The organism is Chryseobacterium sp. HNCC26DJ240, assembly GCF_057180485.1.
On the sequence record NZ_JBXUGK010000003.1, the window covers coordinates 294020 to 314913 of the forward strand.

The 20894-nt window shown below is 36.1% G+C and carries 22 protein-coding genes; 14 read left to right on the top strand and 8 right to left on the bottom strand.

Going from position 1 to position 20894, the window contains the following annotated elements; translation table 11 throughout:
- Nucleotides 1–37: 37 nt before the first annotated feature.
- From AC2A1G_RS07495 to tsaB, 8 genes are all read left to right on the top strand, one after another.
- Nucleotides 38–724 carry a LysE family transporter gene (locus AC2A1G_RS07495; protein ID WP_484046298.1) on the top strand — a complete coding sequence of 229 codons (687 nt, stop codon included), beginning with the start codon at nucleotides 38–40 and terminating at the stop codon, nucleotides 722–724.
- Nucleotides 725–895: 171 nt separating this feature from the next.
- On the top strand, nucleotides 896–1825 hold the full coding sequence (locus AC2A1G_RS07500) for a S66 peptidase family protein (RefSeq protein WP_484046299.1): 930 nt from the start codon (nucleotides 896–898) through the stop codon (nucleotides 1823–1825).
- Nucleotide 1826: 1 nt separating this feature from the next.
- Nucleotides 1827–2177 (top strand): DoxX family protein, encoded by a 351-nt coding sequence (locus AC2A1G_RS07505; protein ID WP_484046300.1) that lies wholly within the window; start codon nucleotides 1827–1829, stop codon nucleotides 2175–2177.
- A 44-nt stretch (nucleotides 2178–2221) separates the two neighbouring features.
- On the top strand, nucleotides 2222–2593 hold the full coding sequence (locus AC2A1G_RS07510) for a YraN family protein (protein ID WP_484046301.1): 372 nt from the start codon (nucleotides 2222–2224) through the stop codon (nucleotides 2591–2593).
- Nucleotides 2594–2682: 89 nt separating this feature from the next.
- Entirely contained in the window at nucleotides 2683–3435 is a 753-nt protein-coding gene (locus tag AC2A1G_RS07515) for an SDR family NAD(P)-dependent oxidoreductase (RefSeq protein WP_484046302.1), read from the top strand.
- A gap of 37 nt (nucleotides 3436–3472) precedes the next feature.
- The gene (locus AC2A1G_RS07520) at nucleotides 3473–3901 is read left to right on the top strand and encodes a nuclear transport factor 2 family protein (RefSeq protein ID WP_484046303.1); all 429 of its coding nucleotides are present in this window, start codon (nucleotides 3473–3475) and stop codon (nucleotides 3899–3901) included.
- Nucleotides 3902–4104: 203 nt separating this feature from the next.
- On the top strand, nucleotides 4105–4260 hold the full coding sequence (gene rhuM / locus AC2A1G_RS07525; RefSeq protein WP_484046304.1) for a RhuM family protein: 156 nt from the start codon (nucleotides 4105–4107) through the stop codon (nucleotides 4258–4260).
- An 85-nt stretch (nucleotides 4261–4345) separates the two neighbouring features.
- Nucleotides 4346–5026: a tRNA (adenosine(37)-N6)-threonylcarbamoyltransferase complex dimerization subunit type 1 TsaB gene (gene tsaB / locus AC2A1G_RS07530; RefSeq protein WP_484046305.1), complete on the top strand. Its 681-nt coding sequence runs from the start codon at nucleotides 4346–4348 to the stop codon at nucleotides 5024–5026.
- 15 nt (nucleotides 5027–5041) lie between these two features.
- On the opposite strand, the gene porW is transcribed toward tsaB, so the two are convergent.
- From porW to AC2A1G_RS07555, 5 genes are all read right to left on the bottom strand, one after another.
- Complete coding sequence (gene porW, locus AC2A1G_RS07535) at nucleotides 5042–7657, bottom strand: type IX secretion system periplasmic lipoprotein PorW/SprE (protein WP_484046306.1); 2616 nt, start codon at nucleotides 7655–7657, stop codon at nucleotides 5042–5044.
- A gap of 83 nt (nucleotides 7658–7740) precedes the next feature.
- A complete protein-coding gene (locus AC2A1G_RS07540) occupies nucleotides 7741–8295 on the bottom strand; it encodes a Maf family protein (protein WP_484046307.1) in 555 nt (184 codons plus the stop codon).
- A gap of 62 nt (nucleotides 8296–8357) precedes the next feature.
- On the bottom strand, nucleotides 8358–8876 hold the full coding sequence (locus tag AC2A1G_RS07545; protein WP_484046308.1) for a KdsC family phosphatase: 519 nt from the start codon (nucleotides 8874–8876) through the stop codon (nucleotides 8358–8360).
- Nucleotides 8877–8966: 90 nt separating this feature from the next.
- A complete protein-coding gene (locus AC2A1G_RS07550) occupies nucleotides 8967–9722 on the bottom strand; it encodes an SIMPL domain-containing protein (RefSeq protein ID WP_484046309.1) in 756 nt (251 codons plus the stop codon).
- Between the two features lie 30 nt (nucleotides 9723–9752).
- The gene (locus tag AC2A1G_RS07555; RefSeq protein ID WP_484046310.1) at nucleotides 9753–10505 is read right to left on the bottom strand and encodes a Rossmann-like and DUF2520 domain-containing protein; all 753 of its coding nucleotides are present in this window, start codon (nucleotides 10503–10505) and stop codon (nucleotides 9753–9755) included.
- A gap of 150 nt (nucleotides 10506–10655) precedes the next feature.
- On the opposite strand from AC2A1G_RS07555, the gene AC2A1G_RS07560 reads away from it, so the two are divergent.
- The 5 genes from AC2A1G_RS07560 to AC2A1G_RS07580 all read left to right on the top strand — a co-directional run bounded on the left by AC2A1G_RS07560 (nucleotide 10656) and on the right by AC2A1G_RS07580 (nucleotide 14696).
- On the top strand, nucleotides 10656–11207 hold the full coding sequence (locus tag AC2A1G_RS07560; protein ID WP_484046311.1) for an RNA polymerase sigma factor: 552 nt from the start codon (nucleotides 10656–10658) through the stop codon (nucleotides 11205–11207).
- 17 nt (nucleotides 11208–11224) lie between these two features.
- The gene (locus AC2A1G_RS07565) at nucleotides 11225–12028 is read left to right on the top strand and encodes a hypothetical protein (RefSeq protein ID WP_484046312.1); all 804 of its coding nucleotides are present in this window, start codon (nucleotides 11225–11227) and stop codon (nucleotides 12026–12028) included.
- Nucleotides 12029–12035: 7 nt separating this feature from the next.
- The gene (locus AC2A1G_RS07570; RefSeq protein ID WP_484046313.1) at nucleotides 12036–12530 is read left to right on the top strand and encodes a hypothetical protein; all 495 of its coding nucleotides are present in this window, start codon (nucleotides 12036–12038) and stop codon (nucleotides 12528–12530) included.
- Nucleotides 12531–12637: 107 nt separating this feature from the next.
- On the top strand, nucleotides 12638–13654 hold the full coding sequence (locus AC2A1G_RS07575; RefSeq protein ID WP_484046314.1) for a hypothetical protein: 1017 nt from the start codon (nucleotides 12638–12640) through the stop codon (nucleotides 13652–13654).
- 31 nt (nucleotides 13655–13685) lie between these two features.
- Nucleotides 13686–14696 (top strand): hypothetical protein, encoded by a 1011-nt coding sequence (locus tag AC2A1G_RS07580; protein WP_484046315.1) that lies wholly within the window; start codon nucleotides 13686–13688, stop codon nucleotides 14694–14696.
- Here AC2A1G_RS07580 and AC2A1G_RS07585 read toward each other — a convergent pair.
- Complete coding sequence (locus AC2A1G_RS07585) at nucleotides 14693–16987, bottom strand: GH92 family glycosyl hydrolase (protein WP_484046316.1); 2295 nt, start codon at nucleotides 16985–16987, stop codon at nucleotides 14693–14695. The genes AC2A1G_RS07580 and AC2A1G_RS07585 overlap by 4 nt on opposite strands.
- A gap of 558 nt (nucleotides 16988–17545) precedes the next feature.
- Here AC2A1G_RS07585 and lepA point away from each other — a divergent pair.
- Nucleotides 17546–19342: a translation elongation factor 4 gene (gene lepA / locus AC2A1G_RS07590; RefSeq protein ID WP_484046317.1), complete on the top strand. Its 1797-nt coding sequence runs from the start codon at nucleotides 17546–17548 to the stop codon at nucleotides 19340–19342.
- A gap of 50 nt (nucleotides 19343–19392) precedes the next feature.
- Here lepA and AC2A1G_RS07595 read toward each other — a convergent pair whose 3' ends face one another.
- Nucleotides 19393–20166: a hypothetical protein gene (locus tag AC2A1G_RS07595; protein WP_484046318.1), complete on the bottom strand. Its 774-nt coding sequence runs from the start codon at nucleotides 20164–20166 to the stop codon at nucleotides 19393–19395.
- A 79-nt stretch (nucleotides 20167–20245) separates the two neighbouring features.
- Nucleotides 20246–20884 carry a DUF1579 domain-containing protein gene (locus AC2A1G_RS07600; RefSeq protein WP_484046319.1) on the bottom strand — a complete coding sequence of 213 codons (639 nt, stop codon included), beginning with the start codon at nucleotides 20882–20884 and terminating at the stop codon, nucleotides 20246–20248.
- Nucleotides 20885–20894 lie beyond the last annotated feature (10 nt).

Sequence of the window (20894 nt, forward strand, 5' to 3'; positions counted from 1 at the left end):
AATATAATCTTTAAATTTGAATTTGAAACAATTTTGAATGTTTGAACTCATACTTTCTGCCATAGGTTTAGGCTTTATGCTGAGTCTCGTATTTATCGGGCCTATTTTTTTCCTGTTAATCGAAACCAGTTTTACAAGAGGTCCTAAACATGCTCTGGCACTCGATTTTGGTGTTATTACAGCAGATTTATTGTGCATTATTGCAGCCTATTACGCCAGTGCAGACATCGTAGATTTAATCGACAAGCACCCCGGGTTTTACAGAATTACATCCATTCTTATTCTCAGTTACGGGATTATCATGATGGTTACAAAAACCAAGATGCACATGGCTGGAGAAGAGAAAATTATCAGTCAGAATTACTTTAAAACATTCCTCAATGGGTTTTTATTAAATCTTTTGAATGTAGGAGTGATTCTTTTTTGGTTAGTGACGGTAATTGGTGTCAGAAATCAGTATCCCGATACAGAGACCATGATTTTATACCTTGCCATTGTTATTTCAACCTATCTTCTGATTGATTTTGCCAAAATTTTCCTTTCAAAACAGTTTCACGACAGGCTAACCCAAAAACTCGCCAATAACATTAGAAAAGGGGTTGGGGTGGTTTTAATTTTCTTCAGTTTCTTCATTTTCCTGCAAAGTTTCAAGATGTTTAATCAGTTTGACAAGCAATTGGAAGAAGCGGAAAAGAAAGAATTAAAATATAAAAAGAACAAATAAAATTGTTAAAGTTTAATCTTTTAAATGCAGGTTTCTTTTGGTCTTTGCTGAATAGAATCCCGAAACTTCTGGATCAACAAAAAATATGCAGAATAAGGGTATAAAAATCTTTGCGAGCTTTGCATTAAATTAAGCACTTTTAAAACTATTAATAAAAACAACAACTGATCAATGAAAATTTTTCCAAAACCGCTTAAAAAAGGCGACAAAATAGCCATCATTTCTCCCGCAGGAGCCGTGGAACCATCTCAGTTGGAGAAAGGTCTTCAAATGATAAAATCTAAAGGATTTGAACCCGTTTTGGGAGAAAATCTTTACACAAAATATTCAAACGGATATAATTATGCCGGAACTGAAGAACAGAGAAGCAGCGACATTAATTGGGCGTTGAATGACCCCGAAATCTCAGCAATCTGGGCTTCACGTGGAGGATATGGTTGCCAACATTTGGTTGAAAATTTAAACTTAAAAGGTTTCATCAAAAATCCAAAGTGGTACATCGGATATTCTGATAATACGGTTATTCAGAGTTATTTATTGAAAAAAGGCTTCGCTTCGATCCACGGACAAACTATCAAAACTTCAAGCTTCGGTGTGACAGATGAAAGTTATGATTTAACCTTCAATATTCTGAAAGGAAAACCCTTAAAATATACTTTAAAATCAAACCCATTTAACAAAGAAGGAAATGTAGAAGGAGAATTGATTGGAGGAAATTTAGCATTGGTTTATGCACTTTTAGGAACAAAATATTCTTTTGATTTTAAAGATAAAATTTTATTCATCGAAGATATTGGTGAAAACTTTTATGCTTTAGACAGGATGATTATGAGTTTAGAACTGGCGGGCGTTTTCACTAAAATTAAAGGTTTAATTATCGGCGGAATGACCAATATGGGAGATGAAAAAGAGAACAAGCAATACGAAGAAAGCTTTGATGAATTTGCCTATAAATTAATCTCAGAAAGAATTTCAAAATATAAATTTCCTACAGTTTTTGCATTTCCAAACGGACATATTCACAATAATATTCCATTGATTTTAGGAGCAGAAGTTTCTCTAAAGGCTGGAAAGAATGTATCGCTAACATTTAAGCAATAAAATGTATTACTCAAAATTTATACTTGCCTTTCTATTGATTACAGCTGGGATTTTTCACTTTATAAAACCTCAGTTTTTCATGAAGATTATGCCAGACTATATTCCAATGCATTTGCAAATGGTTTATATCAGCGGTTTAGTAGAAATTTTGTGTGGTACTCTCCTACTTTTCCCCGAAACACAAAAGTGGGGAGCTTACCTTTCTATTGCTTTATTTATTGCAGTTTTCCCTGCCAATATTGAAATGGCAAGAAAGTTTTACGAAATCCATCACAAATATTTTTGGCTGACTGTTTTGAGACTTCCATTGCAGATTGTTTTGATTTGGTGGGCGTATCAATTTAGAAAATAAAGAAAAAAGTCTCCTACACTCCAACCTTAAAACTCTCCCATCCGATGGCAGACCACAATGAACTAGGAAAAGAAGCAGAAAATCTTGCAGCTGAATATTTAATTCAAAATGAATATAAAATTCTGGTGCGAAATTTCCGTTTTAAGAAAAATGAAGTCGATATTATTGCAGAAAAAGATAATAAAATAATTGTGGTTGAAGTAAAGGCAAGATCAACCGATTTTTTCATTCTTCCACAAGAAGCCGTTACCAAATCGAAAATAAAATCAATTGTCTTGGCAGCCAATCATTTTATGGAAGAATTTAATAAAAATCAGGAAGTAAGATTTGATATTATTTCAGTTCTTCCAGACTCAAAAGGAGACTTAGAAATAGAACATATTCCGGATGCTTTTCAGGCATTCGATGCAAACTAATTAATGTAACAATTTATCAATGTATCAGTGTAACAATTATTGGTAAATTGCTAGATTGATACAATGGTACATTAAAAAATGAAATTTTTATGAAGACAATACTCATCACCGGAGCCACTTCCGGAATAGGAAAAGCCACAGCAGAGCTTTTTGCAAAGCAAGGCAACAGAATCATTATTTGTGGAAGAAGATCTGAAGTTTTAGAATCTCTAAAAACAGAATTATCAGCTTTTACCGAAATATTTAGTTTAAAATTTGATGTTAGAAATTTAGAAGATGTTGAAAATGCCATTGCCTCACTTCCTGAAGAATGGAAAAACGTTGATGTTCTCATTAATAATGCAGGAAATGCACACGGTTTAGAGCCTTTGTTAGCGGGAAGTACCAGCGATTGGGATAATATGATTGATGGAAATGTAAAAGGGCTTTTATACGTTTCAAAAACGCTTATTCCGATGATGAAAGAGAGAAGTTCAGGGCAGATTATTAATATCAGTTCGGTTGCAGCCAGACAAACCTATGCTAACGGAGTTGTGTATTGTGCTACCAAAAAAGCAGTTGATGTGATTTCAGAAGGAATGAGAATTGAATTGACAGAATTCGGAATTCGCGTGACCAATATTCAGCCGGGAGCAGTAGAAACAGACTTTTCTTTAATCAGATTTAAAGGTGATCAGGAAAGAGCTGCAACTGTTTACGCCGGCTACGAAGCCTTGAAAGCTGAAGATATTGCCGATGCAATTGCTTATTGCGTTAATGCTCCACAGCATGTGACGGTTTCAGATATGACGATTTATCCGAGTGCTCAGAGCGAACCGAGAACGATTTACAGAAAAGGATAATTTCAATTTGAAAATGGGTCAATTTGAGAATTTGAAAATGAAAGTTTTGCAGCTATTATTGATTTTTTGCTTTGCGATTGGGTATTCTCAAAACTATTCAAAAGCGGAAGAAGCAGTTTTGTTTCAGGCTAAAAGATTAGATTCTGTGATGAAGAATAATGATAGTTCCATTGTAAATTTATTTTCAGATGACGTTTCTTTCGGTCATTCTAATGGCTGGATCCAGAATCTGGATGATTTTAAAAAAGATTTTGCTTCAAAGAAAGTTATTTACAAAGAAATTGCTCAAACCAAAGTTTCTGAAATCAAAAAGTATAAAAATACCATCAGCATCAGGAGAAAAATCAATGTAAAAGGCTTGTACAAAAATCAGGATTTTGAAATGAAACTGGCAATACTCGAAATCTGGATTAAAATGAAATCTCAATGGAAATTATGGAGCCGCCAAAGTGTGGAAATTAAGTGATAAATTTGTTGTAAAACGAACAAATAATGAACGAAGATTTTCAAAAATTTTTAATTTTTAAGACGCCTAACAAAGAAGTTAGGTAGATGTTTTTCTGCAAAATGAAACGGCTTGGCTTACACAGAAGTCGATGGCGGCTCTGTTTGATGTTGAAAGAACAGTAATCACGAAGCATCTTAAAAATATTTATTTTTGAAGGAGAATTGGACATAGAATCAACTAGTGCAAAAGCAACACAATTCAGAATCTGGGCAACGCGGACTCTAAAAGAGTTTATCATCAAAGGTTTTGTAATGGATGATGAACGTTTGAAGCAGGGACAAACGGAGCTTAAAATTTTTGATTTTTTAAACTTTTGAAGGTCTTTCATTCAATCATTTCTTTTGGTACTTTTGTGATATAAAAATAAACTTGCTTAAAAAGTCTTGTTTTAAATTTAAATAAATGAAAATCCTATACCTCGAAACTTCCTCAAAAAACTGCTCAGTAGCCATCTCAGAAAACGAAAAACTGCTTTGTGTAGCAGAAGAAGTTTCAGAAAATTATAAACAATCTGAGTCGCTGCACACTTTTGTAGAATGGGCTTTGGAAGGCGCTGAAATTTCATTAAAAGAAATCGATGCCGTTTGTCTGGGAAAAGGTCCAGGTTCTTACACGGGTTTGAGAATTGGAGCGGCTTCGGCAAAAGGTTTTTGTTATGGTTTAAATATTCCTTTGATTGCAGTGAATTCTTTGGAAAGCATGAAAGAGGCGTTTTTAGGACAAAACTATGATTTGGTTATCCCTTTGGTTGATGCGAGACGTATGGAAGTTTACACCGCTGTTTACGATGGTATTTCGGGCGATGAACTGAGCCCGACTGAGGCTAAAGTTTTAGATGAAACTTCTTTTCAGGAATTCAAAGATAAAAAAATACTTTTTGTAGGCGACGGAGCTACAAAAGCAAAGGAAATTTTACAACTTCCACATGCTGATTTTAATGAAGGCATCTACCCTTCCGCAAAATATCTGGTTAATAAAACTTTAGAAAAAGTAAAAGCCAAAGATTTTGAAGATATTGCGTATTTTGAACCGTTCTATCTGAAAGATTTCCACGGAGTTAAAAAGAAAAAAAGCGAAGAATAATCTTCGCTTTTTTATTTATTTAGGTTTTGCAGGAGCTGCATTGGGATTCGACAGATTAAAGTTCGGATTATTTCCCTGGGGCTGCTTATCTGTTGGCTTCGTCTGAATCGTATTCTGAGTCGGCGGTGTTGCATTCGGCATATTTCCCATCGGAATACCTGGCGATCCCATCAAAGGAGCTTGCTGGCCAGACGGTTGCGGAGGTTGATTCTGAATATTTCCTGGCATCTGATTCTGACCTTGCCCAATTCTATTTCCTTGATTGTCTGTAGTCTGAAAGGCAAGATCACTTTTGAGATAAGTAAGCATTTGCTTTGCTTTTTCTCCCTCGGGAGTTTTGGCATAGTTCAGAACAATTTGTTCCAGCTGAAGAATCATTACCTCTTTCCCACTCGATTTTCCTGCGTTGAAAGCGTTTAAAAGAGAAAGCTTAGGAACCAAAGCATCTTTTGGATTTTTCTGAATTGCCTGATCAATCAATGCCTGGCTTTCACCAAATTTCTCAGATTCATAAAGGGCAAAAGCCGTTTTATATTCGTTTTCGGTATCTGCGGAGGATTTTACAAACGTATTATTCTTAGGATTTCTGGCAAATTCTGCATACGAAGTGTAAGCATAATCTTTTAGCAATATTTGTTTCGCACGTTCAGCTATTTGAGGGTTTTTCTCATAATTCATGGCAAAAATCTCATACAAAGCCTGCAACATTACCTTTTCTTCCGGTTTTACATCTACCAAATCATAAAGTGTTTTTGTAGCCAGAGGTGTATTGGTAAAGTAGTTCTGATACATCACCCCTAGGCCTAAAGAAGCCGTATCACGGTCTTTTTTCAGCTGACCCAGTTTCCCTGCATCTGTAGGGATCTGCTCAATATAATAGGCTGGTTCAAAACGTCTCGGATTGGGTACAGAAGTCACACCCAAAGCCTCATTTTTCATGTCTTCAATGGTTGCCATTTTTTTAGAAAAACGCCAGTTGTCGGAGAGTGCTCTGTCTCCCCAAACCTGCTTAAATGTAGAAGTCCCTTTACTTACAGTTCCAGTATTGCTGAAATAGAAACCTTTTTGGCTCACTCCAAAATCTTCAAACGTGTTACCCGAGTTGGCAAACATTGAATTGGCGCTGTAATCTCCGGTATCAAAGCCTTTACTTCGCTCTGCTCTTCTTCTTTCAAGCTCTTCTTTTTCCTCTTTTATTTTAAGTTTTGCGATGTGCTTGTTAAAGAATTCTGTTTTTTGTTCGGTACTAAGATTTGCAAGCGAAAGAATACTGTCGTTTTTCTTGATAAGATAGTAGTTTACAGAGATTTTTTTGATGTAAACACTTTGGTCTTTCAATAAAATTTTTGAAGGCTCATAAGTCATTACCGCCAAAGCAGAATCATAGTAAGCTCCCGCACCGATGTAATCGTTTTTATCTAAATAATTCTTCCCGATTTCATAATAAGCAAGACCTCTCACCTGCCCGTCTGAAACGGCTTCCTTCAAAGATTTTCTGAAAAATTCCTGCGCTTCTTCTTTCTTTCCGGCATTGTTTGCCATTAAACCTAAAGCGTAGTAAAATTCATTTTTTCTGGAACCATAGGTTCCTTTTTTGCTTATTTTCTCAAGATATTCTCTTGCTCCGTCGTAGTTTCCTTTTCCATTAAAAGTCTTGGCAATCTGAATCTGTGATTTTACTTCAAATTCAAAGTCATTGGCATATTTGTAGGCTGCCATGAAGCTTTCTCTCGCTTCATCATTTTTGCCTAATTCCTGCTGCACCTGCCCTTTCAGAAAAGAGATTCGGCTTTTCAGCTGTCTGTTGCTGTTTAATGCATAGGCACGGTTCAGTTCTTCAAGAGCTTCCGCTTTTTTACCATTATCTAATAAAGCTTCAGAACGGTAAATACTTAATAATTTGTCGTAATCTTTCTTTAAACCTTCGTTTTTTACCTGTCCCCAGATTTGTTCAGATTTATGAAAATTATTCATTTTAGCATAAGCAAGACCTTCGTAAACCTTTGCTAAAGGAAGTCTTTTATCTTCCTTCATGTGCGTGTAAACGTAGTTGAGTGCGTCTAAAGCCTGCAAATTTTTACCCTGATAAATTCTGGACTGAACCAAAATAATGTAAGCATCAAAAATCGTTTTGTTAACTTCTTCATTTTTTCGGATAACTGAGTACTTATTAATTGCCTTTAATGCCTTTGCTTCAGCAATTTCAAGAATAGTTGCTCCTTTATTGGTCTGCTGATTTGGATTTTGTGGCCCCTGTCCACCCATCATCGGACTGTTGCCTCCCGGTGCACCTGGAATTGCAGGCGGGCCACCTCTTCCCTGTTGTTGGGGACGATTCACTTCTGCCATTTTCATTGAGTTTTCTGCAAAAGCGGCAGATTGTCCCAAATCACTTCCCAAAGGTTGCTCGTCATAGGTTAAAATAGGAATATAAGGCGCATAAAAATTGTCTTTATGTGCTTTGTCTCTATTTTCAAACTCGGTATTCAGTGCATCTTTTGCATTGAAGAGCGTGTTGTAATATGTTGAAAATCCTTTTATAAACTTCGATCTCGCTTCCGGTTTTTTTACTCTCGTACTACAGGAAACAACGATAATTGCCGTTAAAAGGAATAAGATATTCTTTTTCATTATCTAATATAACTCTCTAATCTGCTTTTTATTATAGCAGAATGATGATTTTGTAAAAATAGCAAATTTTTATTTGGAATTTTTTAAATATTTTTTAAAATATGATAAACAAGATGTGTAGGAAGCCCCATAATGGTATAAAAACTTCCTTCTATGTTTTTAATTTTTGCCATACCCAGCCATTCCTGAATTCCGTAGCTTCCCGCTTTATCGAAGGGTTGGTAGTTTTTAATATAAAAATCGATTTCTTCGTCAGAAATTTCATCAAATTCTACATTGGCAACATCAGTTTCGGTAATGGTTTTGTTTAAAGTCTTAATGGTAATTCCGGTATAAACCTGATGTATTTTCCCTGATAATGAGCGAAGCATCTTTTTGGCTTCAACATCATCTTTCGGTTTGCCCAGAAACTCATTTTCTATTGCAACTACGGTATCTGCGGTCAATAAAACTTCATTTTGCTCTAAATTTCTGAACGCATTGGCTTTTAATTCAGATAAATAAGCTGCGGCCTCTCCTACTTTTACATTTTCGGGAACGATTTCTTCGCAGTCGATTTTTACGACATCAAATTCAAATCCTAAACTGGAAAGAAGTTCTTTTCTCCTTGGAGACTGCGAGGCGAGTAATATTTTCATCGGTATTTATGAATGATAATTGATAAAAGATAAATGAATGTGATAAAAGATTTTTTCGGTTACTATACAGATTGTGTATTGTCATCATGCCATTTCCCTTGCACTTTCATTACCTGCTCAATCACATCCCGAACAGCTCCGCTTCCACCTTTTACGGAAGAAATATAATCTGAAATTCCTTTTACTTCAGGAACGGCATTTTCCGGGCAGGTCGCAATGGCAGAATTTTCCATCATGTGAATATCCGGAAGATCATCGCCCATTGTGAGAATTTCTTCGTTTTTTAAATTATATTTGGATTTAAAATTTTCATAATCAACCATTTTGTTATGTGATTTTGCATAGTAATCTTCAATACCAAGATAATTGATTCTGTGTCTTACCATTTCGTCATTTCCACCTGTTATTACACCGATTAAATACTCGTTTTTCAATGCTTTTACCACGGCATAACCGTCTAAAACGTTCATCACACGGGACATATTTCCACCTGGCATCAGATAAACGCTTCCGTCTGTGAAAACGCCGTCTACATCAAATACAAATGCTTTTATATCTTTTAATTTCTCTTTATAACTCATGTTGATTTATGATTGATAAATGATAATGGATGAATGATAGAAGATTCAGATCAATTGCATTCACTGATCATTTTTTATTTTTAAATTATTTTAATCAAGATTATATGTCAGTCTTACCGTAATTCTCGCTGATTTTTCCTTGCTTGAAGTATCAAAATTTCCACCGTAACTATCTTCATCCGTCGAACCTTTCGCTGTAATCTGAAAAACACCAATTGAAGCATCTTTCAATTTTCCTAAATCTCCGTCGGCACTTTCCACAATTTTCTCAGCTCTTTCTTTGGCGTCTTTTGATCCTGCCTGTATCAGACTGTGTTTCAAAGATGACAGATCCGAATAGGTGTATTGAGCAGCAGATGGCTCAAACTGTACTCCACTGTTGATCAATTCGGCAGTTTTATCCATTACCGTTTCTATTTTTTTCATCAGATCCGGATTTTTCTTTGCTCTGAAAAATACGTTTTGCGAAGCTCTGTAGCCATCAAAAATTTCTTCAGAGTTTTCTGCTCCATCTGCATCTTTAGTGGTTACCGTACGGTAAGATTTTGAAAAATTGACACCGCCAAAAGAAAATTCTCCGGCCTTAAAACCTTTGCTGTAGAAAAAAGCTTTTACTTTTTCTTTATCCTGTGAAATCAAACTGTACGCTTCTTTGGCATCCATTGCACTGGCATCAAAACTTCCACCCCAACTGATTTCATCTGAAATAAAATCTTTTGAGCCAAGACCTGTCACAGAAATGGTATCCTGTTTTAAATTTCTATTTTTAAAACTTGAGCCTAAAATAAAGGCTGTAAGCACGACAGCGGCTCCGATGATGAGAGAACGGACGATGTTGGTGTTCATTTTTTTTCGGTTTTCATCAAAGTTAAAACTTTATGGCAAATCGTACATTTTTTTAAGGGAAAGATTTAAGGTTTTATAGATTTCAAGACTTTCATCTTTCAAAAGTTGCTCATGGAGTTCCAAAATTCTTTTGTCGTTCCTTACCGCTGGTCCGGTCTGGGCAGATTTCGGATCAATCTCATGTATTTTCTGTACGGTTTCATCAATCAGAGGCAAAAAATAATCAAACGGAATCCCCTGAGCGTCGGAGATTTCTTTGGCTCTTGCAAAAAGATGATTCACAAAATTGCAGGCAAAAACGGCAGTCAAATGAATGTATTTTCTTTTTTCATAAGTACTTTCCATCACATTGTCAGAAATTTTAGAAGCAAAATCCGTTAAGATTTTCTGATCTTCTTTATTTTCAGTTTCAATAAAAAAAGGAATTTTAGAATAATCCAGTTCTTTTGATTTTGAAAAAGTCTGTAAAGGGTAGAAGCTTGATTTTCTGTACTCCCCTGCCAGAATTTCTTTTGGTAATGATCCGGAAGTATGTGCCACCAAACAATCTTTTTTAGTAATCAATTTCGAAACATTTTCTACCGAACTGTCGCTTACACAAATTAAATACAGATCCGCATCGGTCAGTTTTTCTGTCGAATAAGGAATCTTTAATTCGGATGAAATTTTCTGAAGTTCAGCTTCATTTCTGCCAAAAATCTGGGCTATTGGAATTTTATTTAAAACAAAAGCTTTTGCTAAATGATAAGCAACATTTCCAGATCCGATGATAACTGTTTGCATTGAACAAAGATAAAGAATTTGGTTGGGTGATGGGGAATGGGTGTTATGTATTTTTTATTTTTCATGTTTAAAATGCAATTAATTGCACAAAAATTGAATAGTAATTTAACTTTCAGCTATTTTTGTAATCCAAAACAATGAAAGCATCTTATGAAGAATAAAGACGCGGAAATAATTTCGTTGATGCAAGACCCGCAAACTCGTGAAAAAGGAGTTCGTGCTTTGATGGATGCTTACCAGAGCCGACTGTATTGGCACATCAGGAGAATAATCGTTGACGGCGATTTAGCTCAGGATACTTTGCAGGAAACGTTTATTAAAGCTTATCAGAATTTTCATCAGTTCAAAAATGACAGTCAGTTGTACACGTGGCTGTACAGAATTGCAACCAATGAAGCTCTGCAACAGCTAAATAAGCTGAAAAAAATGCAGAAAACGGATGAAGATCCCGATTATCACATGCAGAATCTTGTTGCCGATAATGCGGGAACAGATGCAGAAGATATACAGATTTTATTGCAGAAAGCGATACAAAGTCTGCCGGAGAAGCAAAAACTTGTCTTTACGATGAGGTATTATGATGATCTTCCTTACGAGGAAATCTCAAAAATTGTAGATATGTCTGTTGGTACTTTGAAGACGAATTATCATTATGCCAAACAGAAAATAGAAGAATATATAAAAGAAAATTTCGAAAAGTAATTTTTCAAAACCAAAACATGAAAGACTTCGATATAGAAAAATTAGAACGGGAAAACATTTACAGTGTTCCGGATAATCTGTTTCAGAATATTCAGGATCAAGTGTTGACCGAGGTAAATAGTTTCGATATTGAGAAATTAGAGCGCAAAAACATGTACAGCGTTTCGGATGATTTATTTGAAAATATCCAAAATAATGTAATGGCTGAAATAAATGGTTTTAATATTGAAAACCTGGAGCGTAGAAACATCTATAAAGTTTCGGATAATTTATTTGAAAACATCCAGAACAATGTGATGACCGAATTGAAAGGTTTTGATGTAGAAAGCCTTGAGAGAAAAAATATTTATAAAACTCCTGAGAATTTATTTGAAAGCATTCAAAGTAAAGTTTTGTCGGAGATTAATGTTGAGAAAAAAGCGCCTATTATCAGACTTAACTGGGCTTATACTGCAGCTGCATGTTTGGCACTTGTTTTTGGTGGATCTCTTGTTTATAACGGCATTTCAGACACTGCACCGGTTAATACACTGGCAGAAATTACACCTAAGAAGGAGAGCCAGATTGCTTATGAAACTTTACAGGCAGATTTAACTTCTGTAGAAACCAATAATCAAATAGTTGAAGATCAAAATATAAAACCTGTCGTAAGAACTGCTGTGCAGAATGTGGATAATACCAAAAATGTGAAAACGGTAACAGCATCAGCCAAACAGACAGAAAAACAGATGAACGAATATCTGGATTCTTTTACCAGCTCGGAAATTGCAGATCTTGCAGTGAACGGGAATCAGGATGTGTATTTGGATCTTTATAACTAAACAAAAGATGAAGAAACTTTTTTTAATATTATTTATGCTCTGTAGCCTTGGAGTTTTTGCCCAGAAAGATTATGACTGGAAGAAAATGGATCCCAAGCAGCGCAAAGAAATAATCAACAATATGTCGCCGGAAGAAAGAAAAGCTTTGCTCATCAAATTCCGGAATAATATGGTGCTTGAACAGTTGAATATTGATGCTGACGATAAAGAAGAATTTACACAGCTTTATAACGAATATTTAGACAAACAGAAAACAATAAAGTCACAGTTTGATTCTAATTTTAATCCTGAAACGCTGTCTGAAGAAGATGCCAAAGCAAAACTTCAGCAAAGCTTTGAAGTAGGACAGAAAATGCTGGACAATAGAAAAGAATATGCAGAGAAAATGCAAAAAGTAATACCTTGCCAAAAAGTTTTGAAGCTTTTTCAGTCTGAGGGAATGATGAGAGACAAAATGAACGAGAAAAAAAACCACGGAGGACAAAAAGACTCAAGACGATAAAGCAGTCTACATAATAGTTTATTTTTTTAATGTTTGAACGACCCTTGCAATCCTTATTGTAAGGGTCGTTTGATTTAAATTCATACTTTTGAGAAAAAATTATCAGAATGAAAAAACTACTTTTCTTCCTTTTGGCTACGACTTTACTGAATGCTCAGAAAACTGAAACCATAAAGCTTTCGCAGTCGATAAAAAGTAAAAAAACTAACTATAAAAACTTCACGGTGATTGATCAGAGAGAAAATCAGGAAATTGGCTCTGTGATGTACCATAAAGATCAGATTAATCTGGCATTTGAAAATAATGCAGATCAAGATTTTAAAGACTGGTTTTACAGCGATAATCCTGTAAGAGGTAATGACGAACTTGTTCTTTTACTTGAAAACATTAAACTCTCTGAGGATAAACAGGAGAAATTCTCAATCGGAAAACTCGAAATCCGTGCAAGTACGTTTCTTAAAAAAGACGATGGCTATCATTTACTCTACAGAAAAGATACGTTAGCAACAGTTTCTTCCCGAACTACGCCTTATCTTGCCCAAAGTTTGGCGAAAAAATTAAGTCTCACCTTTTCTGAATTACTAAAAGGTTCTTACGAAGCAAAACCTTGGGACATGGTCGTTTCAGAGGAAGAACTTAAAAATTATGCCACGGTTTTAAAAGATAAACTTGATATTTACAAAGCAGATGAGTTGAAAGAGGGTGTTTACAAAGATTATTACAGCTTTTTCACGCATAATCCTGAACCTGGTTTTACGATTGAAACCGATAAAAAGGGCGTTGCCACGAAAGCCGTAAACGGAGAAGAAAAAAAACCAATCAGAAACTTCTACGCTTTTGTGCACAACGGAGTTCCGTTTAAAGTAATTCCTATTGGTTATGTTGAGATTTTCAAAGATGACAAAGGTTTATTTATTGAGGCTAAAAAAGAAGAATTGTATCCTCAAACCTATTCTAATGGAGCGATGATTGGCGGAGCTGCAGGTGGTTTGGTTGGAGCTTTGGTAGGAGTTGCCATCGATGCAGCAACAGCAAAGAAAAGAAATGCAATGACGGGTTCAGAAGTATTTCTTGATCCTTTAACCGGACATTATATTTTGCCGGAAGGTTTTCTGAAGAAATAGAGGGTTTAAATTAATTTTAATCTTAATCAACATGAAAAAAATAATCTTATTCCTTTTGTTCACAACGTTTTCCACTGCTCAGGAAAAAACCATTATTAATTTAAAGCAAAGCATTAAAGATAAACACTCACGCACAAAATCGTTGACCGTGCGAGACTTGAGAGCAGATAAAAATGTGGGAACAGTTACCAGAAAAAATGAAGCATTTGAAATCAAATTTGCCGACGAGAATCTCGCAGAGATATTTTCTAAAAAGTTTGCTGAAGATAATAAAACGCCAGGTACCAATGATATTACAGTTCTCCTGGAAAATTTAAAAGTTGAAAATGTAAAAGATGATCAGGGCAAAGAAGTTTTTCTTAAAATTCATGTAAAACTTTCAGGTTTTATTAAAAGAAATGACAGGTATTATTTTTTAAATCGTTTTGATAATACTGTGGTCATGGTAAACATGCCTTCGATAAGCAAAGACATTGTGAAAACTATTGATGAAGTCTTTGCCGATTTTATCAAAGGTCTGTACGTTTCTCCTTCTTTTTTCGATTATATCCCGGAGGCTGAACTTCAAAACTATGCCACGATTATCAATGCAAAAAATCTGTCTTTGTCGCCATTAAAAGACGGAGTTTATACAAGCTACAGAAATTTCTTTAAACAAAATCCGGATCCCGATTACTCGATATTTAAAAACGGCAAAGGCGAAATAAAAAGGTTAAAATACAAAGGCGAAAACTTTAACGAAGCTGAAGTTTACTGCTTTGTAGATGGTGGCGAAATGTATAAAACTTTAGGTGTGGGCTTCACCAAAACAGCAAAGGAAGGAGACAACTTTACATTCTCAACTTCCAGATTTAAGCTGTATGGTGAAAGGGTAAACGGAGCAATGATTGGCGCAATGGCTGGCGGTATGGTAGGTGCTGTCATAGGAGGATTAGCAGATTCGGGACCAAGAATTCCACAGAAATTTTATGGAATTGCATCAAAGCAGGTGATTACAGTTTCACTCGATAATATTACAGGTGATTTTGTTTTTAAAGATTAATTATCATTTTTTTCAGTTGAATATGAGTAAGGAAAATCTGTTTCCTCAGTTCCACGATCTTTGTTGGGTTGTGAACTCATCTCAAATTTTAAAATCGCACCTTTCATAAGTTCATGATGACTAAGCCAGTTTTTCGAATATTTTTTACCATTACATTTTAATGAATTAACGTAGCGGTTTTCTTCGCTGTTCTTGTCCGCTTTTATTTCAATGGTTTTTCCGTTTTCCAAATGAATTTTAGCATGTTTAAAAAGGGGAGCGCCCAAAACATACTGGTCGGTTGCCGGAGTTACAGGATAAAAACCCAAAGCCGAGAAAATATACCAAGCAGAGGTCTGTCCGTTATCTTCATCACCGCAGTAGCCGTCCGGAGTCGGTTGGTAAAGACTGTTCATTGTTTCCCGAACCCAGTATTGCGTTTTCCACGGTTCACCGGAATAATTGTAAAGGTAAATAATGTGCTGTGCAGGCTGATTTCCGTGGGCATACTGTCCCATGTTGGCATTCACCATTTCCTGAATTTCGTGGATGGTTGAGCCGTAGTAAGATTCATCAAACACCGGAGGAAGCTCAAATATTTTATCTAAATTTTTCGAAAACGCTGTTCTTCCGCCTATCAGTTTTGCCAGTCCTTCAATATCCTGAAATACCGACCAAGTGTAGTGCCAAGAATTACCTTCTGTAAAAGCATCGCCCCATTTAAATGGATTGAATGGCGTCTGAAAACTCCCGTCCTGATTTCTTCCACGCGCCAGTTTTGTTTCGGGGTCGATGACTTTCTGGAAATTCTGTGAGCGTCTGTAGTATTCTTTCCATTCAGATTCTGGTTTTCCAAGGGCTTTTCCCAATTGAGCGATGGCAAAATCGTCGTAGGCATATTCTAAAGTTCTTGCTGCATTTTCGTTGATCTTTACATCGTAGGGAACGTAGCCCAATTTGTTATAATACTCAACTCCAAGCCTTCCCGTTGCCTGCGGACCTTCATTATTCGCACCGTGAAGCAAAGCCTGATACAAATTTTCAATATCATAACCCCGAAGACCTTTGATGTAAGCATCGGCAACCACAGAAGCTGAATTATTTCCTATCATAATATCAGAATAGGAAGGACTCGACCATTCCGGCAGCCAGCCGCCTTCTTTGTAGTCGGTGATCAAACCTTTCTGCATCTCAATATTGATGTCGGGATAAACAAGATTCAGAAAAGGGTAGAGTGCTCTGAAAGTATCCCAAAAACCGGTTCCTGCAAAGCGGTATCCAGCTTCAGTTTTTCCGGAGTATGGACTGTAATGCACAATTTCGCCAGCTTTATTTACCTCATACATTTTGTGCGGAAAGCAAAGCATTCTGTACAGACACGAATAAAAAGTCCGCATCTGATCGACTGTTCCGCCGGCGACTTCCACTCTTTTTAATTTTTGATTCCAGGCCGTTTTGGCTTTGTTTAAGGTTTGATCAAATGAATCCTTGCTGAGTTCTCTCTGTAAATTTAATTCTGCCTGCTCCAAACTGATGAAAGATGACGCGATTCTCAAATTTACTTTCTCGCCCTTTTTCGTAGCAAAACCTACGACGGCACCACAGTGATCTCCGGTAATTTCAAGCGCATCTTTTACAAAATCTTTGTCTTTCCAGGTTGAGTATTTTGTGAAAGGTTTATCAGCGTAAACGACAAAATAATTTTTAAAACCTACCAGTTTTCCCCGTGAATATTTTGTGGAATACCCAACAATTTTATTTTCAGACGGAATAATTCTTATGCTGGATCCTTTATCAAACGCATCCACAACAAACCATGAATCGCCGGATTCGGGATAGGTGAGTCGCATCTGGGCTGCTCTTTCAGTCGGTGTCAGTTCGGCAGTGACGTTGTGATCTGCGAGATAAACACTGTAGTAATACGGTTTTGAAACTTCTGATTTATGTGAAAACCAGCTTGCTCTTTCTTCTTCACTGAAACGCATTTTTCCCGTCACAGGCATAATCGAAAACATTCCGTAATCGTTCATCCATGGGGAAGGTTGGTGCGTCTGTTTAATTCCTCTGATTTTATCAGCATCGTAAGTGTATTGCCATCCGTTTCCATTTTTTCCGGTTTGGGGTGTCCAAAGATTCATTCCATGGGGAACTGCGACGGCGGGATAAGTGTTTCCGTTAGACAGAGAGGGTTTTGAAAGTGTTCCTATGAGAGGATTGACAAATTCTTCAGGATTTTCCGGAGCTTTTTCAATCCACTGCGATTTGATTTGGGTAAAGGGTACAATTAAAAGAAGTAGGAGCGCTTTTTTCATTAAAATTACGTTTAAACCTGGTGTATATTTTTGAATGGAAAAGGTAAAGATTTTTGAGCAAAGCGTTTTACTGTCCTGAAAATTTTTTATTCTGAAAGCACATCAAAAAGTATAGGTGCGCACCGACGACAGGTTGACTGCGCAGTGAAGAGGGCGTCGCTGCGCAGGTATTTTTGTCTACAAGATTACCCTATAATTATATCATCTTGTTTTAATGCAAAAATTCCCCTCCTGTGGAGGGGTGGATCGATTTGCAAAGCAAATCGAGACGGGGTGGTCTATTTCACAATACTTTTCTTTCTAAAAACAAAAGTGAGCTCCAAAACAATACCCTAGCCCCGATGGAAACGGCATCCTTTTTTGTGGCGGACGGAACATAAACTGAAAGTTTACGAACAAAGTTCAGGAGACCGTTGCAAAAAAGATACAGTGGACAGCGGGAAATGGCTTCTGAAAAAGATTCGTGTTTTATTGGTTAAATTTATTTTCCGAGGTACTTCATTAAGACTGAGGAATTATCCTGCATTTTGTTATCTTTGCAAATTACATAGTTCTTAAATGAAAAACATACGAAATTTTTGCATAATTGCCCATATTGACCACGGTAAATCTACTTTGGCAGACCGTCTTTTGGAATACACCAATACGGTGACTCAGAGAGAATTACAGTCTCAGACATTGGATGATATGGATTTGGAAAAAGAACGTGGGATCACGATAAAATCTCACGCCATCCAGATGGATTATGAGCTTAATGGCGAAAAATATATTTTAAATCTTATCGATACACCGGGACACGTAGATTTTTCTTACGAAGTTTCCCGTTCGATTGCTGCTTGTGAAGGAGCACTTTTGATTGTTGATGCTGCACAAAGTATTCAGGCACAAACGATTTCGAATCTGTATCTGGCTTTAGAAAATGATCTGGAAATTATTCCGATTCTGAATAAAATTGACCTTCCGTCTGCAAATCCTGAAGAAGTTACCGACGAAATTATGGGACTTTTAGGTTGTAAGTATGAAGATGTTCTTCGTGTTTCTGGTAAAACAGGAGAAGGAGTTCACGAATTGTTGGAAGAGATTGTGAAAAGAGTTCCACCACCGGTGGGAGACCCAAAAGCACCGCTTCAGGCTTTGATTTTTGACTCGGTTTACAACCCGTTTAGAGGTATTGAAGCTTACTTTAAAATTGTAAACGGAAGTATTTCTAAAAACGAAAAGATTAAATTTTTCGCTACCGGAAAAGAATACGGAGCTGATGAGGTTGGTACTTTAAAGCTTAAGCAAGTTCCTAAGAAAACGATTGAATGTGGTGATGTAGGCTACCTTATTTCAGGAATTAAAGACGCTCGTGAAGTAAAAGTAGGTGATACAATTACTTCTTTTGTAAATCCTGCAGCTGCTGCCATTGACGGTTTTGAGGAAGTAAAACCAATGGTTTTTGCTGGAATTTACCCTATTGAATCTGAAGATTTTGAAGAACTAAGATTTTCGTTGGAAAAATTAAGATTAAATGATGCTTCATTGGTTTTCGAACCTGAAAGTTCTGCAGCTCTTGGTTTTGGTTTCCGTTGCGGATTCTTGGGAATGCTTCACATGGAAATCGTTCAGGAACGTTTGGAGAGAGAATTTAATATGAACGTTATCACAACGGTTCCCAACGTTTCTTACCATGGATATTCTAAAAAAGATCCTGAAACGGCGATTCTTATCAACAACCCGTCTGAAATGATTGATCCCAATCTTTTGGATAGAGTGGAAGAGCCTTATATCAAAGCTTCAATCATCACAAAATCTGATTTCGTGGGCGCTGTAATGACGCTTTGTATTGAGAAAAGAGGTGAGATTGTTAACCAGAGTTATTTGACAGCAGACAGAGTAGAATTAACGTTCAATATGCCTTTGGCAGAAGTTGTATTCGACTTTTATGACCGTCTGAAATCTATTTCTAAAGGATATGCTTCATTCGATTATTCACCAATCGGAATGCGTGCTTCTAAGTTGGTAAAAATGGATATCCTGATCAACGGAGATATGGTAGATGCATTATCTTCCTTGATTCACGATTCTAATGCATTTTACATCGGTAAAAGAATGTGCGAAAAACTTCGTGAACTGATCCCTAGACAGCAGTTTGATATTGCAGTTCAGGCGGCTTTGGGAGCGAAAGTTATTGCAAGAGAAACGATTAAAGCTTTAAGAAAAGACGTTACCGCAAAATGTTATGGTGGTGATATTTCAAGAAAGAGAAAACTACTTGAAAAGCAGAAAGAAGGTAAGAAGAAAATGAAGCAGATTGGTAGAGTAGAAGTGCCGCAATCGGCATTTATGGCTGTTTTGAAGCTGAATGATTAGCATCATTGATGCATTTTAATATAAATCCGTAGATTTTTCTGCGGATTTTTTTATTGTAAATAGTGGGTAGATCTTTGATTTTTAATAATTTTTTCATCAATTGAAATTTCAAATTCTTTCGAAAAAGCTTTAAAGAATACAATTTTCGCTTTTCTTTTACTCCCATTTTCAAGGTGCGCAAAAGAATAAATCAAGATTTCATTAGGTTTTAATTCAAAATACGGGTTTAGGTTTGTACCCATTCCGCAAATTGTATAGTTGCTATTTCTAATAAATTGAAACTGGATATCATTTGAAATATACAAAGCTACACCAAAAGCCTCAATCGGAATTTTTAAAATTTTAGTTGAAATATTTTTAATATAAACAGGAAAAGCTTTATGTTTTTTTATTTCATCTGTTCCGTAATCTCTTTTATAGAGCGGAATTGTATCTTTTTCTCTAACAATAATCAAAAGGTTTTTATTTGATAATGAATCGTATAAATCATCTTTAGTTTCTAAAATTTTAATTTCTTCATTTCTGAAATATAGGCTTTGAACATTGTTTAAAGAATCTCTAAAAGTATTTATTCTATCAGGTAATTTTTTTTCGTTTTCATGTATTTTTGGTGGAGGCGGAGGTTCGGGCATAATATTTTGAAAATATCTTATTTCAACTTTTCCAGAATCGTAGCCTTTATAAAACAAATTAGTCCCTGCTTCATTTGCATCCTCATTAAATTTTTGAATCGTCAGTTTCTCATCCTGTGGAAAGCTCAAAACAATATCATCCGCAAAAGTTTTTTCCTCCTTGCAGCCAATTAACAATACAATTAAAATCAAAAAATATCTTTTCACCCAAATCAATTCTAAGAATTTTGAATGTACAAAAAAACCGTTTCAACTGAAACGGTTTCCGTATTTATTTCTTTGTGTATTTAATTTCCATGGTCTTAAACTCTTTTCCTGTTTTAGAATCAGGACCAAACATTTCTAAGGTTTGATGAGTATCGTCCACAAAAGTGTAGACTTCCCTCACATCGCAATCTTTTCCGGGTCTTGACGGGTCGGTCATTTTTCCTTTAAATTCGATTGATTTTTTGGAAGCATTCCATTCACCTTCCATATTCATCGTTCCCGTTCCCATATTGTCAATCCAGGTGCTAACAAACTTCTTTTTAGAATTATCATATCCTGTAATGCTCATTCCTTCGAAAGGCATTCCCATAAAATCTCCTTTGTGTTCGCTTGTTTGATAGCGTCCGTCAAAAATCATTTTATTGGTTGTTGTTGACTTGCTTGTCATGGGTTTTCCGCCGTCTTCCATCCACATCGTATTTTCTCCGAGCCATACTCCGTCAGATTTTGCCAGCATTTTTTGCATATCTCCTGGTGTTGCATATTCCATCCATGCTTTGGTTGCTGTTGCAGAATCTACTGGCTTCCATTCTTCCTTTTCTTTAGATTCGGTTGCGTCTGAACCTGTTTTCACATCCATTTTCACTTTGTCGCAAGCAACAAACAATATCGCAGTACAAGCTGCGAAAAATAAATTTTTCATAATAGATTAG